We start from the raw sequence: 17,505 nt of genomic DNA, 5'->3' as shown, positions 1-17,505 counted from the left end.
ATATATTTCTAAAAAAAGGGCCACAAAATTTATTTTGTGGCCTTTTTATTATTTATGGATTCACTATACCAGGTAGAAATCATTCAGCTTTTCTTCACACAGAATCTTTACTACCTCTATCCAGCGGTCTTCATCATTAAGACACGGAATGTAATGGAAATTTTCCCCACCTGCGTGCTGAAACTGTTCCTTACCTTCCACTGAAATTTCTTCCAGAGTTTCAAGACAGTCGGAAACAAAAGCAGGGCAGACAATAGCCAGGTTTTTTACTCCTTTTTTAGGAATCGTTTCTAATGTTTCATCCGTATAAGGCTCTATCCATTTATCTTTTCCCAATCTTGACTGGAAAGAAACAATTGTCTTTTCTTTTGGAAGCCCTATTTTGGCAATTACCGCTTCTGTAGTTTTATAACACTGATGGCGGTAGCAGAACTGATGGCTTGGATTGTTGTCTCTTGAACAGCAATCGTTAAGATTACATGTTTTTGTAGGATCTGTCTTATAAATATGTCTTTCAGGAACCCCATGATAAGAGAACTGCAGGACATCAAAATTTTCAGGAAGTTTTTCCTTGATGCTTTCTGCCAGACAGTTAATATAAATATCCCTGTTGTAAAAAGGCTGTATATAATTGATCTTTACCTTAGGAAACTTCTTTTTTCGTACTTCCTCTGCTTTTTCAATCACGGTTTCCGTTGTACTCATCGCATATTGCGGATACAAGGGAAATAATACGATCTCTGAAACTCCCTGATCAACTAATTTCTGAATTCCTGCTTCAATACTTGGCTGGGCATATCTCATCCCGATTTCTACAGGGACATCCACTAGTTTCTGTAGTTTCTTCCGGATTTTTTCAGTGATGACAATTAAAGGAGAACCTTCATCCGTCCATACTGTTTTATAGGCTTCTGCAGATTTAGCGGGTCTTGTTTTAAGAATGATTCCCTGTACCAATAGTGCGCGGAAGAACCAGCGGTAATCAATTACCCTTTCATCCATCAAAAATTCATCAAGATATTCCTTTACATCATTTACAGCCGTAGATTTTGGAGAACCAAGATTGACCAGTAAAATTCCTTTTTTATCCAATATTTTTAATTTTTATTAAGAAACAGTGTTTTCGAAATCTGTTATCATTGTTGATACTTCGGCAAAGATATTACTTTCAGCCAAGCCGTTAGCGTTAAATTTTCCCTTTATGCCTTTTATTAAAAGCTGATGACGATCTTCTGCCCGGGCTCCGAGTGTTTTCAAAATCATGATGAGTTCTTCATGTCCCTTTTCCCCGTTGGCAGAAGCTGTTACTACAGCAACCGGCTTTTCAGAAAAAACAGTGGTGGAAACACACCATTCCAGCAAGTTTTTCAACCTGCTCGGGATACTTAAGATATACTCCGGAGTAGAAAATAAAATACCGTCAGCATTTTCAATTTCATTCCTGATTTTAATTACTTCATCAGGGGTATCGTTGTCCGTTAATGAAGTCTCAAAATGGGGAAGAACCGAAAGATCATCCCGGATTTTAAAATCAGTGTCCGGATGTTGATCCAGAATCTGTTCCATTAACTTCTGATTGCTGGAATGTTTTGTAGCACTTCCGATAATGACCAGAATATTTTTCCGGGGTGACATGGTAAAACTCGATTATCCGTTTACAGCTTCTACTTTTTCCACTAAATCCGGAACAAATTGTTTTAAGATATTCTCAATTCCGTTTTTCAGGGTAGCAGTAGAGCTTGGACATCCTGAACAGGCTCCCTGTAAAAGCATTTTGGCTGTTTTATTTTCCTGATCATATTCCATCAGAGAAATTTTTCCACCGTCATTTTCCACTGCAGGAGCTACATATTCATTTAAAATATCTGAGATTTTCTGCTCGTCATCCGTATATTCTCTGTTGATGATCTTTTCAACAGGGTTTTCGTGCTTCTGAGGTTCAATATTTGAAATTTCTCCTCCGTTCTGAAGATATTCTGCGATGAAACCGCGTACAGCCATCATTACCTGATGCCATTCCACAGAATCATCCCTTGTTACCGCCACAAAATTGTCGGAAATAAAAACTTCCTTTGCAAAATCGAATTCATTAAAAATAGCTTCTGCCAAAGGAACACCTTGCACTCCATCTTTTGATTTTACTTCCACAAATCCTTCAATAAGCAGTTTGTTGGAAATAAACTTCATCGCATTAGGATTAGGGGTCATTTCGGCATAGATCTGATAAAGCTCCTTTCTTTTCTGAAGGTAAATTCTTGGATTGGCCAGTAATTCATCCTCGATAACATTTTTCAGGCTTTCAGCTACATGTTCCCATTCCACCGTATCCTGTTTCGCTATAGCTACAAAATTAGCTGTAATGAAAATTCTTTCCACAAAAGGATAATTGAAAAGTTCCTGGGCTAAAGGAATTTCTGAAATATCTGAACTTCTGTCCAACTCTAAAGATCCCGGGATCAGGTTATAATCCGCGACAAATTTCATCACTTTCGTGTTTTCAGTTGGTTCTATAAGTATCGTACGCATTTTTTCGTTAAATTTGAGATACAAAAATACGCAATTAGAAATTAGAAGTCGGAGATTGGAAATTAGATTTTTGCTATCACGGTTATTTAAAAATAGAACTTGGAAGTTAAAAGAGGCTGTTGCAGAAATTATTATTTTCAAATTGGCTCATTTTCAAATTATCAAATCAAAATTATGGCAATTGTAAAAGAACTTTTAGGAAAAACACCTCAGATAGGAGAGGGTACATTTTTGGCAGAAACGGCTACCATTATTGGAGACGTTACAATGGGAAAAGACTGCAGTATCTGGTATAATGCAGTGATCAGAGGGGATGTGCATTACATCAGGATGGGGGATAAAGTAAATGTTCAGGACAATGCCATGCTGCACTGCACTTATCAGAAACATCCTCTGGAGATTGGAAATAATGTTTCCATCGGACACAATGCTATTGTTCATGGCTGTACTATTAAAGATAATGTACTGATCGGTATGGGAGCTATCGTTATGGATGACTGCCTGGTAGAAGAAAATTCTATTGTAGGGGCGGGTTCTGTGGTAACGCAGGGAACCCATATCAAGTCAGGAGAAGTCTGGGGCGGTGTGCCGGCAAGAAAAATTAAAGATATTTCTGCCCAGTTACTGGAAGGAGAAGTAAACAGGATTGCAGATAATTATGTGAAATATTCTTCGTGGTATAAGGAGAATCTGGAAGTTTAAGGCTTGGAAGGCAAAGAAGTTACGGGTTACTCGTTACGGGTTTTCAAATTTACATTAAAAGGCTGATGTCTTGACTCTTGATATTCTTGTCTCTCGACTCAGAAATTCACTATTGACCTTACAAAAAAGCTCTATCATAACGACAGAGCTTTTTTTGATCCTTAGTATTAACTCCTGAATGAGTTTATTGTGTTGAAGATTCAACAGGATATCAAACCTTTGCTTTGATTTTATTTATTGTTCCGCTGTTATCAGCTGTGCTTTTCCGTTAATACATTTCACAGATGTAGGAGGCATCACCATCATACAATCCGAAGTGATATTATATTTTTCATTGAAGGTTTTTACCTTCTGCGTATACTCCTCAATTCTTGGAAGAATGGTGGTTTCTATCTTTTTAGGATAGGCAATATATTGCTGAGGTCCTCCGCAGGCTTTGGCTCCCATCGGCGCAAACGTCCATTCGGAGGCATTGGTGCATTTTTCTCTGGATACTTCAGATTCAATGGATGCTTTTAATTTATCCAGCTGAGCCTGTTCATATTTCTGACTGTCCTCATCTGCGGGTCTTTCCGAAATATCTTTAGGAAGATTGGTATTGGCGTTCTTGGAGGTATTGCATGAAACCAAGGCAAACAGAGTGCATAATACTAATAGTGGAGTATATATGAAATTTTTTTTCATTATAATTTCTTTTCTGTTAAAGAATTTTCAAAAGTTATGCCAAGGTAAGAAAATCAAATTCATTTCCGTAATTTTGAAGCACAATGAACAATCATTTTTTTGACTTAATAGAGCATACGAACAGAAGCGTTTTTCTTACAGGGAAGGCCGGAACCGGGAAAACTACTTTTCTTAATGAATTTGTAAAGAAAACAAGGAAAAAGTATATTGTGGTGGCTCCTACAGGAATTGCTGCAATTAATGCAGGAGGGGTTACCATCCATTCCATGTTTGGATTGCCTTTAAGGACCTTTTTACCTACTACCGATCGTATCGATGGAAGCTTGGCGAATAATATTGCCGACCTGATGCCTCATTTCAAATACAGAAAAGATAAGCTTAAACTTTTAAGGGAAGTGGAAGTTCTTATTATTGATGAGGTATCTATGCTCCGGGCTGATGTTCTTGATATGATGGATTTCTCACTGAGATTCATCAGAAGAAACAACCAGCGTTTCGGTGGGGTGCAGATGCTGTTCATTGGAGATCTTTATCAGCTTCCTCCTGTAGTTCGGGACGAGCATATTTTAAAGATATGCTATGATTCACCGTTTTTCTTTGATAGCCATGCGATTAAAGATATTCCGTTACTGACGATCGAGCTGACTAAAGTTTACAGACAATCGGACGAGAAGTTCCTGGATATTTTGAACGCTATCCGCGACGGAGATGTAGCCAATATAAATTTTGACGAGCTTAACAAAAGATACGATCCTGATTTTAAAGCAGGAACAGAATCTTACGTTTATCTGTGCTCGCACAATAAGATGGCAGACGAAATCAACCAGGAAAAACTGGAAGAAATTGATCTTGCGGTAAAAACCTATGAAGCTAAACTTTTCGGTGATTTTAAGGAAAACCAGTTTCCAAATGATCAGTTTTTAGAATTAAAAGTCGGCGCACAGGTGATGTTCATCAGAAATGATATTACCGGTGAGAAGAAATATTTCAATGGAAAGCTTGGTGAAATTTCTGCTTTGGATGATAATGAGATCAAAGTGGTTCTCGATGGCAGCGAAAGAGAAATAACGGTTAAACGAGAAGTCTGGGAACAGAAAAAATATTTCCTCGATACGGAAAAAAACATTAAAGAAGAAGTTTTGGGAAGTTTCGAACAGTTTCCCATCAAGCTGGCATGGGCGGTTACCATCCATAAAAGCCAGGGATTGACGTTTGATAATGTGATCATTGATGCCGGGAAAAGCTTTACAGCAGGACAGGTTTATGTGGCTTTGTCGAGATGCAGAACGTTGGAGGGGATTGTTTTAAAATCTAAAATCACACCTGAAGTTATTTTCAAGGACAACAGGATACTGCAGTTCCAGGGAAGTACTTTAGCCAATGACAATGTAGAAGCTATCCTGAACCGTGAAAAATATGATTACAGCATCAAAAAAGTACTTCGTACGGTAAACTGCCTGTGGTTTTTAAATGAAGTGGAAGAGTGGAATAAACTGTCAGTAACCACAAAAAATATCGATCATGTAAAGACCAACCAGCTTTACCTTCAGCTGAAACATGAAACCACCAACCTTGGGAAGATTTTCGAAAAGCTGGAAAGGGTAATTTCCCAGAAGGTTAATAATTTCATTGAAAACAAGGAAGAATGGTCTGATATTGAAAGTAAGACCAAAGGAGCGGTTAATTTCTTTTTTACAGAAATCAGGGACAAGGTTTTTAATCCGCTGAAAGAATTTTATGCAGAAATTAAAGGCGCAAAAGGTCTGAAACAGTACAACGAGGAATTCAGGAACTGGCTGGAAGATACCGAAGAATATCTGAACAGTCTGAAAGAAATCCATTTACTGGAAACGAAACTTTTAGATGAAAAAAATGATAAAGAAATCAGTTTAAAGATTGCAAAAGTACCTTCACAGGTTCTTACTTTCCAGTTATTTGAGCAGGGGAAAACCATCGGAGAAATTGCTTTGGAAAGAGGTCTTGTGAAAGAAACCGTGATCGGCCATCTGGCCAAATTTGCAGAACAGGGGCTGCTTGATATTTCAAGAGTGATTACCTCGGATAAGATCAAAGCTTTTGAAAATGAATTCTATAAAAATCCCCATGAAACTTTAACCGAGTGGAAGAATGCTTTGCCGAATGATTTTGAGTTTAATGAGATCAGGATTTTGATTAATCACTATAATTATAAGAAGGAGAAAAACAAATAAATAGAGTTGATATAATAACTTTTTCTATTTTTTCAGTTGTTCAAAATTGTAGAGTGTGATAAAATCGATCTTATGCTGCCAAATTTCATTTGTAGAGGTTGTTGGGAATGCTCCCGATATTGAGGTATTCTCAAATTCATCCTTAAAATAATATTTTATATCTGCTTTATAACTTAACGGAATCTTTAAATTGTTTCTTAGATTAAGTAAAGTTTTCCAATCCTTATCTTCCTTTCCATCATTATAATAGGCTCCCATAAAAAAGATTTCAATTGTATTGTCTTTAGGGTTCTTAGAAAATAGCTTTGGGGATTTAGTTAATGAATAATATTCTTTATATGGCTCAATATTTAATACACGATATTCATATTTACCATCTTTAATTTCTTTAAGCTCAAGAGTTATTTTGGAACCGATTGGAAAAGTAAAAATACCATAATCAGTTGGAAATTTAGTTGGAATGTTTTTATGGTCCTGAGAAATTAATTTACTTCCAAAAATGAAAATTGTAAAAATTAGTAATATTTTCTTCATGTATTAATTATGTTGAATAGTCTATAAACAAAAGTAAGCAACATAAACACAATTTCCAATAGTTTTTTCCTGAACTCCTCTATCTAACCTATCAATTACAAAAAGTAACTAATGTAATTTATAAGGTTTAAATTTGTTTGGTTTTTCAAACCTAAAATTTAACTATATGAAAAATTTTGAAATATCAGTGCTTGATCTTGCTCCCGTAAAGCAGGGAAAAAGTATTCATGATACGTTTCAGGACAGTTTGTCTTTAGCTAACCATACTGAAAATTTAAACTATAAAAGATTCTGGCTCGCTGAGCATCACAATATGGAAAGTATTGCCAGCTCTGCCACCACCGTTCTGATCGGGTTTATTGCCAACGGAACCAAAACCATAAGAGTAGGCTCCGGCGGCATTATGCTTCCCAACCACAGTTCACTGATCATTGCAGAACAATTCGGAACACTGGAATCCCTTTTCCCTGGAAGAATAGACCTCGGTCTGGGAAGAGCTCCCGGAACCGATGGACTTACGGCTCAGGCCTTGGGAAGAAACCCTGCCATCATCAACCAACAGTTCCCGAGACAGATCCTGGAACTTCAGAAATATTTTTCAAAAGAAAACTCTGATGCCTTAGTTCGCGCCATTCCCGGTGAAGGACTGGATATCCCGCTTTACATTCTTGGATCCAGTACTGACAGTGCCTGGCTGGCTGCAGAACTTGGACTTCCCTATGCTTTTGCAGGGCATTTTGCTCCGGAGCAGATGGAAATGGCATTTAACATCTACAGAGAACATTTTGAGCCTTCTGAACAGCTGGATAAGCCTTATGTGATGGCTTGTGTCAATGGGGTAGCCGCAGAAACTTCAGAAGAAGCGCATAAGATTTCCACCACCTTGTTTCAGGCATTTATCAATATCATAAGAAACGACAGGAAACCTTTTGCCCCGCCGGTAGATGATATGGATGATATCTGGTCGCCCATGGAAAAAACAATGGTGCTTCAGAAACTGAAATATACATTGATCGGAGATCAGGCAGAAATAGAAGAAAAACTAAAGGATTTTCAGGAAAAGTTCAATGTGGATGAACTGATTATCAATTCACATATCTACGATCATCAGAAAAGATTAAGGTCTTATGAGATTTTCAGGGATGCAGTAAACTCTTTATCCAAAGCCTAACAAACCCTTCATATTAATTGGCAGATGCTTATTTTTATAAGTATCTTTGCACAAATAAAAAGTAAACATGTCTGATATTAAATTGAATACTATTCCAGAGGCTATTGAAGACCTCAAAAATGGTAAAATAATCATAGTAGTGGATGATGAAGACAGAGAAAATGAAGGTGATTTTCTTTGTGCTGCGGAACTGACAACGCCGGAAATTATCAATTTTATGGCTCTTCACGGAAGAGGGCTGATCTGTATGCCGCTTCCTGAAAAAAGATGCGACGAGCTTGGTCTTGAAGTGATGGTAAGCAGAAGCAGCGATCCTAAGGAAACAGCTTTTACCGTTTCAGTAGACCTTCTTGGTAACGGGACTTCTACCGGAATTTCTGCCAGCGACAGGGCAAAAACCATTTTAGCTTTGATGGATGAAAAATCCAAGCCGACAGATTTCATGAGACCCGGCCATATTTTCCCGCTTCGTGCAAGAAAAGGAGGAGTTTTAAAAAGAGCAGGACATACTGAAGCAGCGATTGACCTTACGAATCTGGCAGGTTTAAAAGAAGGAGGGGTAATCTGTGAAATTATGAATGAGGATGGCAGCATGTCCCGTTTACCGGAACTTCATGCTTTTGCCCAGAAACACGATATGAAGATCGTTTCCATCGAAGATCTGATCCATTATCAGCTTAAGAAAGGAAACCTTATTGAAAGACTGGAAGAAAGAAAAGTGAAAACGGCTTATGGTGAGTTTGACTTTTTTGCTTTCAGGGAAACTTCAAATGATCAGATCCACTTTGCCCTGACCAAAGGTTCATGGACTGTTGATGAGCCTGTTTTGGTAAGAGTTCAGTCTTCAGATTCTTATTTTGATGTATTGACAAGGCTGAATAATGGTGAAAAACCGCTGTTGGAAAAAGTCACCAACATGATCAATGAAACAGGAAAAGGCGCTGTAATTTTCATTAATAATGTTTCCAATTCGGAAAATACGCTGAGAAAGCTTCAGCAGTTCCTGAATTATCAGGACGGACAGGTGCAGCATCCTACGTTAGCATATAATTACAGAGATTACGGTATCGGAACGCAGATCCTGAAAAATCTTGGTATCAATAAATTTAAAGTAATCACACAGAACCCTAATATCAAGCCACAGGTTGGCGGATATGATGTAGAGGTTACAGAAATGGTTCAGCTGTAAAGGTGAATTGCGACCAGTGAATTAACTTCATTGCCAATTTTGTCAGAAAGCGAAATTTAAAATAAATTCAATATAAAAGGTTTAGGATTTTTCTAAACCTTTTTTTATTTTTAAACCATGACAGAGTCTTTAAAAAAACACATCAGGCAATACATTGAAATCCCGGACGAAAAGCTGGAAAGATATTGCAGTGCTTTTAAGGTTAAGAAATTAAAGAAAAAAGATTTTCTTCTGAAAGAGGGAGACATCTGTGAAGCTGAAGGATTTGTACTAAACGGATGCTTTAAAGTTTTCCGTACAGATAAGAATGCAGACGAACAGATCCTGTATTTTGGAGTGGAAGACTGGTGGGTGTCGGATATTGACAGCTTTATCAATCAGATTCCTTCCCAACTCAATATTCAGGCTCTTGAGGATAGTGAGATTCTTTTAATTTCAAAAAAAGATAAAGATAGATTCTATCGGGAGATCCATGAAATAGAAAGCCTGATGAGGTTGAAATTTCAGATGTCAATCATTGCTCTGCAGCGTAGGATTATCGATAATCTAAGCAAGCCTTCCGACGAACGTTATCAGGACTTTTTGAAAGAATATCCCCAAATAGCTCACCGTCTTACCAATATCCAGATTGCAGCTTATCTGGGCGTCACCCCTGAATTTATCAGCAGGATCCGCAGGAAAATTGTGAGCAGGGACTAGAAAATGCTGAAAATTATTGTCAATGGTGAATTTTTTTTAGAACCAAGAGCCAAGAATCAAGAGCCAAGACTTTAGATATCAGATTTCAGACTTTTACTATAAGTTTGGAAACTCGTAGCTCGGAACCCGCAACCTGAAACTGACTACAAACTGATCTCATCAAAATTTCTGAATCCGTTCAGAAAATCTTTTACTGTCATTCTTTTTTTCCCTTCAAGCTGAAGTTCCTGTGGAAAATAAAGGCCGTCTTCAGTATAAATTTTGAATTCATTCTTGGAAATATCTAATGTTCCGGAAGTTTTCCCATGATCTGTAATTTCGAATTTTCCTGCGAAAATCTTTAATCCTTTTTCCTCTTCTCCAATTTTTAGGGTTGTGAAAGCAGCCGGATAAGGTGACATGCCGAGAATAAACTGATGAACGGTTTTTGAAGGGGCTTTCCAGTTGATTCTGGTGTCCTCTTTAAATATTTTATAGGCATTTTTAGGATGCTCTACATGAGGCTGAGGTCTTTCAGTAATGGTGTTTTCTGCCAAGCCGTTAAGAGTTTTTACCACCAGTTTTGAACCCATTACCATGAGTCTGTCGTGCAGGCTTCCTGCATTTTCATCCGGCAAAATTGCCAGTTCTTCCTGAAGCAGAATATTGCCTTCGTCTATTTTTTCATTGATGAAGAATGTTGTAGCACCTGTTTTTTCTTCACCATTGATTACGGCATAATTAATAGGGGCCGCTCCTCTGTAATCCGGAAGCAATGAAGCATGAAGATTGAAAGTTCCCATTTTAGGCATTTCAAAAAGAACTTTAGGCATCATTCTGAAGGCCACTACCACAAAAACATCGGCATCCAGTTTTCTAAGTTCTTCCAGAAATTCAGGATTTCTCAGTTTTTCAGGCTGAAAAACAGGAATGTTGTTTTCTGAAGCATACACCTTCACCGGGGACTGACTGATCTTCTGCCCACGGCCGCTGGCTTTATCGGCAACAGTTACCACTCCAACCACTTGATGCTCTGACTGATGAATAGCCTCCAAAGAAGTTTTTGCAAATTCCGGAGTTCCTAAAAAAACGACTTTCAATGATTTCATGGTGCAAAGATAAGTTTTTGATCTGAGAGTCGGAAGGCATTACCGTTTAGAGCCGGAGAGTTGTAGAAATGATAAGTATATTGTGACTAATGAAATCCGGCTCTAAACTCTAATGGGGTCTGATTGGTTTTGTTTTTAAAGAGTTTGCTGAACGATTGGGGATGCTCAAACCCGAGCTCATAAGCTATTTCGGTGACAGATAATTCTGTAGTGGATAACTTTATTTTAGCTTTTTCAATCAGCTTCTCATGAATATGCTGTTGAGTAGATAATCCCGTAATGGTCTTCAGCACAGTATTCAGATAGCCAGAAGACAGATTGAGCTGCCCGGCAACAAACTGTACCGTAGGAAGTGAACTAACCTCACCTTCAAAATAAAATTCCAATACCTCTTCGAATTTACCTAAAATTTGATGATTGGCTTTTTTACGGGTAATGAACTGACGCTGGTAAAATCTTTCCGAATAGTTCAATAAAGTTTCTATCTGGGAAATGATAATCTGTTGACTAAATATATCGGTATTAGTATTGTATTCATTATCAATATTTTCTAAAATACTGACAATAGTAGCTTCTTCTTTTTCAGAAATAAATAATGATTCGTTTACTTTATAATCAAAGAATTCATATTTTTTAATTCCTTTTGCCAAAGGGGTATTCCAGAAAAAATCCGGGTGTATCAATAATGTCCAGCCTGCATGTTTCGCGTTTGTCACAGTGCCTAGCTCAATGCTAAAGACCTGGCCGGGTGCAATAAAAAACATTACACCATCGTCAAAATCATGTTCTAGCTGCCCGTATTTCATCTTTGCATCAAAATCCCGTTTTACAGAAACTGCATAAAAATCGTAGAATAGATGCAAAGGCTTATCATGATTTAAATCGGGATAGGTCTTGAAATTGATCAGGCTAATCAAAGGATGTTGTGGCCCAGGAAGGCCCATCAGTTTATGATAATCGCTAATTGTTTTAATTCGTTGATACTGCATTCCTATAAAATTAAAAAATTTATCACCTCTAAATACCAGGCCTTATCTTATATTTTGATGCTAAACATTCTTATAATAAGCTGCAAATTCCTTTGCAAAATCTTCTAATCCTACTTTTCCTGTAACGGTTGACTTCTTTGCGTCATAATCTTCTCTCATTTTACCGTTATGGATACTTGTATTCAAATCAATGGTATTGAATATAATATCTTCGGAAAGCCCCTGCTTTTCCATATTTTTTCTGACTTCTTCATTAGTAAAGGTTTTCCATTCTAAATCCGGGATACCGATTTCTTTTCCTAGTGTTTCGGCAATCTCGCTGGCAGTGCGGTCATCACTTGCAATATATCTTACATTTATACCAACGCCTGAGCTATCTATCAATTCCTCAAACGACACATCTGCAATATCTCTGGTTGACGTGAGTACAATTTTATCATTACCTCCGTAATTGGAGCCTATGAAGCCAAGATTTTTGATCATCCCTGCAAAATGGAAGAGGTTATAATAAATATATCCTGAACGTATATGGGTAATTTTAACGGCAGGCAGTTTGTTAAGGATTTGTTCTACATCGTGAGCACCTGTAATGAAACCTGTTTCTTCCGGCAAATGGGCACCCCAGCTGCTTATATTGACTATTTTTTTTACCCCGGCTTTTTTGATGGCTTCTGCATAAGCATTTCCGATAAGGTTATAATATTCTCTCGAATTGGCAATTGAATAATTGGGGGGAACCATAGTGAATACAGCATCTGCACCATTAAAAGTTTCTGTTAAAAACTCTGCATCATCTACTGAACCAATGGCCGGAATTGCTCCGATCGATTCGATTTCTGATGCATTTTCCGGACTGCGGATAATGCCAATTACTTCATGACCGTTTTTTACTAACTGCCGGGTTAAATTTTTTCCGATATTTCCCAAAGAACCTGTGACTACAATTTTCATTTTTTTGATTTTTTTGTTAATAAAATGATGGTACAAAGGTCAAATATCGTCCCGACTCTTATGTAGCCAAATCAATCTTTATTGTAGTCAAAAAATGGTTGATTTAAAATTTTAATCAATTTTGTAAATTGTTGATTTACAGTTTAAACAATATTTAGTTTTGGTATTGATCTCACTCATGATTCAGCGCATAGGTTCTGAAGTTCAGCATTTTCACTTTTCCTGAATCTAAGAGAAAGATAAGATTTTCTAAAATATTGTTTTTAGAGTGGTAATTAAGCTGTACGGAAAGGTCCTCAATAGTAGAAGGTCTTTTAGCCAGCAGATTAATGATCTGCTGGGAAATATTTTTTCCGAAAATAGATTGTTTATTCTTTTCACATACAGAACACTGTCCACAATTTTTTGTATTTTTTTCTCCAAAATAAGAGAGAATAAGCTTCATTTTACAGTAATCATTATTTTCTATAAAAAACTTGATCTCTTCCCACTTCTGAATTTTATTCTTTTGGATGTGTTCAAAAAGTTTCCAGTAGGCCGCATTCATTGCTCTTTCATCACGGGGTTTCAGAAATTTAATACTTGATAAAGCCCCGTCTACATATTCCAGATAGTTTTTTTGCTGAAGTTCTTTCAACCGCTCTTTAATGAGTGGAACACTCACTCCAAGCTTATTGCTCACCTGCTGTTCACTGAACATAACTTTATGAGTGGTAATACCTGACACCGTACGAAGCAAGAGCTCTATGAAATAAGCATCCTTTTGTGGCAGCTGATCTAATTCCTCGGCGTTAAAGAGAAGCTCAAGGGAAGAAAGGCTTTTGTTGTCATTGTGATAAATAATTTCCTGATTATGTAGAAAATTAAGGACATTACTAATTTTCGCCTTCGATAAACGGGTGAAGTTTTGGATTCCCTGGATATTAAGTTGGAAAACTTTTTCCGGCAGTTCGTATTCCGCCACCTGAAAAATAGAGTAGAGGTAAGTAATGATCTTTAAGAATTCTGCTTTATTGGGAGTCTGATTTTTCAGGATTTCATCAAAATTGAGCAATTCCTGCTTGTTCCAAAGAAGGAATGCAAAGCTGTCTTTACTGTCTCTTCCAGCTCTTCCGATTTCCTGATAGTAATTTTCCAGGGAAGGGGCAGGTGAGAAGTGAATGACAAAGCGAACATTATCCTTGTCTATTCCCATACCGAAAGCATTGGTTGAAATCAAAACATGATTGTCACTTTTATTCCATATGGCCTGTTTTGTATTTTTTTCTTTTGTAGTTAATCCCGCATGGAAATAATCTACATTTTTAACCTGGTTTTTGTTAAGAAATTCTGCCAGCATTTCTGCATCCTTCCGGGTTCTTACATAAACAATCCCGGAGTCATTATTATGTTTTAAAATATCAAAGACACGTTGAAACTTATCAGAGACTTCATCCATAAAGATCCGGATATTTTCTCTTTTAAAGCTTTTCTGGAAAACAAACGGTTTTTTAAGTTCGAGTTTGTTTTTAATTTCTTCAAGGACCTTGGGAGTCGCCGTTGCTGTTAAAGCAAGGCAGGGGATCTTTGGATGATTTTTTCTGAAGTCTTTAATATTCTGGTAACTTGGGCGGAAGTCCTGCCCCCATTCTGAAATACAATGGGCTTCATCTACAGCAATAAATGACAACTGGATCTCTTCAATATTCTGAAGGAACTGTATATTGGTTAATCTTTCAGGGGATACATACAGCAGTTTGGTGAGGCCGTCTTTACAACGGTCGTATACAGCTTCTGCGTCATATTCATCAAGCTCGGAGGACAGATATTCTGCTTCAATACCTCGAAGTTTAAGCTGGCTTACCTGGTCTTTCATCAGGGCAAGAAGAGGTGAAATGACGAGGCAGGTTCCTTCTTTCAGCAAGGCCGGGAGCTGATAGCAAAGAGATTTTCCGGCACCGGTTGGCAGAAGGACGAGACTGTCGTTTTCTTTAATGACGGCATCGATGATTTCTTCCTGAGAATCTCTGAATGTATCATAACCCCAAAAATATTTTAGGGTATCATATTTTAATTTTTGAAAATCCTGCTGAGAAATCATAAGGTAAAAATAATAAAAGTATTACAACAAAAAAAGCCGTGCATTGCACGGCTTTGATATATTTCTAAAAAGTTTATTATTTAGCTTCGAAATATACTCTTCTGTTAGCTCTGTTTTTCCATTCAGGACATTTAGTAGCCGGATCACACTCAGGGTATTTAAGATCTTTTTCACCTCTACCGATTGCGTTTAATTTAGAAGATTCTACTCCGTTTTTGATCAGATAGTTTTTAACGCTATTTGCTCTTCTTTCAGATAGTTTTTGGTTGTAAGCATCAGAAGCTCTTGTATCTGTAGCTCCGATTACATTATAAGCTCCGTTTGAAGAGTTGATGTAAGAAACAGCATTATTCAGGATTGGAGTGTTTGAAGGTAAAATTCTGTCAGAATTTAAATCAAACTCAATTCCTTCAAGTTTTGTTTCTGTTTCTACTACAGGTCCTGCAGTAGTTGTAGGACATCCGTTGTTTTCAACTGGTCCAGGAACAGTTACACACTTATCGTAAAGGTCAATTACACCGTCAAGGTCAGTATCAAGAGCAACACCAGCACCATCCACTCTTGCACCGGCAGGAGTATCAAGCTGTCTGTCCCAATCGTCACAAACTCCGTCATTATCAGCATCTCCTTTTTTACATACTTCGATATCTTGGTTTTTGTTAGCCAAAACATCCAGCTTGTAATAGATTTCCTGAAGCGGATCATGCCACATTAGGTGAGATTCGTGTTTTCCTAATTTCAATGTAAGACCTAAAGTTGCATTAAAGAAGTTGTCAGATACCTGCTCTTCACGCTTGTTGATTGCGCTGTATTTGTCACCTCCACCGTCGAACTCATCATCACCTGTTACTACATACATTAATCTACCTTCAAGATCTAATCTTCTGTTGATTTTGTATTTTAAACCGGCACCAGCCTGCATAAACATTGAACCTAGTTTGAAAGGTTTAATTTCCGTAGCCAGTCTTTGTCCGTTGATATCTTTCTGATAAGCTCTGTAAGCGATAGTACCTATACCTGCATATCCGTGAAGTGCCCATCTGAAAGGAGAATGATTGTCAACTCTTCTTAATAGATTAGAGAAGTTGATATCTCCTAATAAAGAGATCGCATCATACTGAGTTCTTGCACCTACAGCTGTTGCATCAGGAGCAGCATCTTTAGTGTTGAACCATCCTTGTCTCGTTTCACCTCTGTCGTATTGTAATTTTAAACCGAACGCATGAGTGATCGCTTTATCAATACTTACATAAGCTGAGTATCCGAAAAGGTTTTTACCGTTACCATTTTTAATAGATGTTAAATCTGCAGACTGTACCAATGGCACACCTGCACCAACTGAAATAGACCAGTCGTTAAATCTTTTTGATTGATTGGTAAACGGAGATACATTGGCAGAACCAGAAGAAAATGTATTTGGATATTCTCCATTTGAAACTGCTGTTGAGTCTTGTGCGTAGCTTACGGCTGGAATTGCCATTGCTAAGGCTACAATTGCTAAACTTAATTTCATAGTGTATTTTTTTATTTAGTTAATTAAATGATTTTATTGTATAAAAACAGTTTGTTTTATTTTGTAGGGCATCCGTTGTTTTCAACAGGTCCCGGAACTGTTACACACTTATCGTATAGATCTATCACTCCGTCAAGGTCCATATCCAAAGCTACACCGGCACCATCAACTCTTGCTCCTGCCGGAGTATCAAGCTGTCTGTCCCAGTCATCGCATACGCCGTCATTATCTGCGTCACCTTTTTCACATACTACAAGATCTGTAGCTGCATTTTCCAGTACGCTGGTTCTGTAGTATGCTTCCTGAAGAGGATCATGCCATGCCAGGTGAGATAGTTTGTTTCCTAATTTGAAAGAAACTCCTAAAGTTACCGACAATGCATTATCTGATCTGGAATCACTGATCATATTATACTTTGAACCTGGAGTTGCAGGATCATAGTCATTAGGGCCAGCCCATCCGCCTCCGTCAAATTCATCATCTCCACTTATGATGTACATTGCTCTTGCTTCGATATCAATAAGTTTTGATACTTTGTATTTCAATCCGGTACCGAACTGATAGTAGATTGAGTTAATATCAAATTTCTGATCGATGAATAGAGGAACTCTCTTTGGGTTATCACTCCATCTGTATTCGTTCCCATCATGCAGAGAAGTGTTATAGTTCTGAATCCCGATACCTGCATAACCATGTAATGCCCATCTGTAAGGAGAATGATTATCTACTCTTCTTAATAAATTAGAAAAGTTAATATCTCCCATCAAAGCAAGTTGGTTAAATTTAGTAGTTGCTGTACCTACACCAGCCGCAGCACCAGCTGCACCTCCTAACATCGCTTTCTGCTTTGTTTCACCTCTCTGGTAGATAAGGCTTAATCCAAAAGTATGCGTGATCTGCTTATCAACACTCACGTAAGCATTATATCCCCAATTTACTTTTTTGTCATAAAAAGATCTCAGATCAGAGTGCACCATGAATGCAGCACCTCCACCAACGGAAATAGACCAGTCGTTAAAACGTCTGGCTTTGTTGTCGAAACGCTGTACATTAGCAGAACCTGAAGAAAAGGTATTAGGGTACTCGCTAGAAGAGTTTACTGTGGTACTATCCTGGGCATAAGCCGCGATAGGTAGTGTGGCCAATAATAATAAACCTAATTTCATATA

General features: G+C 37.7%; 16 protein-coding genes. 5 read left to right on the top strand and 11 right to left on the bottom strand.

Annotated elements, in window-relative coordinates; translation table 11 throughout:
* Positions 1 to 63 precede the first annotated feature (63 nt).
* From hemH to BUB03_RS17025, 3 genes are read right to left on the bottom strand one after another with little or no spacing between them, the layout of a single operon-like run.
* A complete protein-coding gene (hemH, locus tag BUB03_RS17035; protein WP_073065439.1) occupies positions 64 to 1,092 on the bottom strand; it encodes a ferrochelatase in 1,029 nt (342 codons plus the stop codon).
* Between the two features lie 15 nt (positions 1,093 to 1,107).
* Positions 1,108 to 1,635, bottom strand: a complete 528-nt coding sequence (locus tag BUB03_RS17030; RefSeq protein WP_073065436.1) for an NADPH-dependent FMN reductase — start codon at positions 1,633 to 1,635, stop codon at positions 1,108 to 1,110.
* Positions 1,636 to 1,647: 12 nt separating this feature from the next.
* A complete protein-coding gene (locus BUB03_RS17025) occupies positions 1,648 to 2,526 on the bottom strand; it encodes a NifU family protein (protein ID WP_073065434.1) in 879 nt (292 codons plus the stop codon).
* Positions 2,527 to 2,700: 174 nt separating this feature from the next.
* Between BUB03_RS17025 and BUB03_RS17020 the strand changes: the two genes are divergently transcribed.
* Entirely contained in the window at positions 2,701 to 3,228 is a 528-nt protein-coding gene (locus BUB03_RS17020) for a gamma carbonic anhydrase family protein (protein ID WP_040998432.1), read from the top strand.
* Positions 3,229 to 3,462: 234 nt separating this feature from the next.
* Here the strand turns inward: BUB03_RS17020 and BUB03_RS17015 are convergent, their stop codons facing one another.
* Positions 3,463 to 3,912: a hypothetical protein gene (locus tag BUB03_RS17015; RefSeq protein ID WP_073065431.1), complete on the bottom strand. Its 450-nt coding sequence runs from the start codon at positions 3,910 to 3,912 to the stop codon at positions 3,463 to 3,465.
* Between the two features lie 83 nt (positions 3,913 to 3,995).
* Here BUB03_RS17015 and BUB03_RS17010 point away from each other — a divergent pair, with 83 nt between their 5' ends.
* Positions 3,996 to 6,122: a helix-turn-helix domain-containing protein gene (locus tag BUB03_RS17010; protein WP_073065429.1), complete on the top strand. Its 2,127-nt coding sequence runs from the start codon at positions 3,996 to 3,998 to the stop codon at positions 6,120 to 6,122.
* A 24-nt stretch (positions 6,123 to 6,146) separates the two neighbouring features.
* On the opposite strand, the gene BUB03_RS17005 is transcribed toward BUB03_RS17010, so the two are convergent.
* Positions 6,147 to 6,656, bottom strand: coding sequence for a hypothetical protein (locus BUB03_RS17005; protein WP_073065426.1), 510 nt, complete (start codon positions 6,654 to 6,656; stop codon positions 6,147 to 6,149).
* A 166-nt stretch (positions 6,657 to 6,822) separates the two neighbouring features.
* On the opposite strand from BUB03_RS17005, the gene BUB03_RS17000 reads away from it, so the two are divergent.
* The 3 genes from BUB03_RS17000 (at position 6,823) to BUB03_RS16990 (ending at position 9,715) form a co-directional block, all read left to right on the top strand.
* On the top strand, positions 6,823 to 7,827 hold the full coding sequence (locus BUB03_RS17000; RefSeq protein WP_040998220.1) for an LLM class flavin-dependent oxidoreductase: 1,005 nt from the start codon (positions 6,823 to 6,825) through the stop codon (positions 7,825 to 7,827).
* Between the two features lie 67 nt (positions 7,828 to 7,894).
* A complete protein-coding gene (gene ribB, locus BUB03_RS16995; protein ID WP_073065423.1) occupies positions 7,895 to 9,016 on the top strand; it encodes a 3,4-dihydroxy-2-butanone-4-phosphate synthase in 1,122 nt (373 codons plus the stop codon).
* A gap of 117 nt (positions 9,017 to 9,133) precedes the next feature.
* Positions 9,134 to 9,715, top strand: a complete 582-nt coding sequence (locus tag BUB03_RS16990) for a Crp/Fnr family transcriptional regulator (protein WP_073065421.1) — start codon at positions 9,134 to 9,136, stop codon at positions 9,713 to 9,715.
* A 143-nt stretch (positions 9,716 to 9,858) separates the two neighbouring features.
* Here the strand turns inward: BUB03_RS16990 and fmt are convergent, their stop codons facing one another.
* From fmt to BUB03_RS16960, 6 genes are all read right to left on the bottom strand, one after another.
* Positions 9,859 to 10,803, bottom strand: a complete 945-nt coding sequence (gene fmt / locus BUB03_RS16985; protein ID WP_073065418.1) for a methionyl-tRNA formyltransferase — start codon at positions 10,801 to 10,803, stop codon at positions 9,859 to 9,861.
* A gap of 86 nt (positions 10,804 to 10,889) precedes the next feature.
* Entirely contained in the window at positions 10,890 to 11,792 is a 903-nt protein-coding gene (locus BUB03_RS16980; protein WP_073065416.1) for a helix-turn-helix domain-containing protein, read from the bottom strand.
* Between the two features lie 60 nt (positions 11,793 to 11,852).
* Entirely contained in the window at positions 11,853 to 12,743 is an 891-nt protein-coding gene (locus BUB03_RS16975; RefSeq protein ID WP_073065413.1) for an NmrA family NAD(P)-binding protein, read from the bottom strand.
* Between the two features lie 172 nt (positions 12,744 to 12,915).
* A complete protein-coding gene (locus BUB03_RS16970; RefSeq protein WP_073065411.1) occupies positions 12,916 to 14,823 on the bottom strand; it encodes a RecQ family ATP-dependent DNA helicase in 1,908 nt (635 codons plus the stop codon).
* Positions 14,824 to 14,899: 76 nt separating this feature from the next.
* Positions 14,900 to 16,336, bottom strand: a complete 1,437-nt coding sequence (locus tag BUB03_RS16965) for an OmpA family protein (protein ID WP_073065408.1) — start codon at positions 16,334 to 16,336, stop codon at positions 14,900 to 14,902.
* Between the two features lie 56 nt (positions 16,337 to 16,392).
* Complete coding sequence (locus BUB03_RS16960) at positions 16,393 to 17,502, bottom strand: flagellar motor protein MotB (RefSeq protein WP_040998215.1); 1,110 nt, start codon at positions 17,500 to 17,502, stop codon at positions 16,393 to 16,395.
* Positions 17,503 to 17,505: the final 3 nt, after the last annotated feature.

Source organism: Chryseobacterium oranimense (genome assembly GCF_900129755.1).
GTDB lineage: Bacteria > Bacteroidota > Bacteroidia > Flavobacteriales > Weeksellaceae > Chryseobacterium > Chryseobacterium oranimense.
Note: the sequence above shows the minus strand (reverse complement) of the source record. Positions and strands in the feature narration are given on the sequence as shown.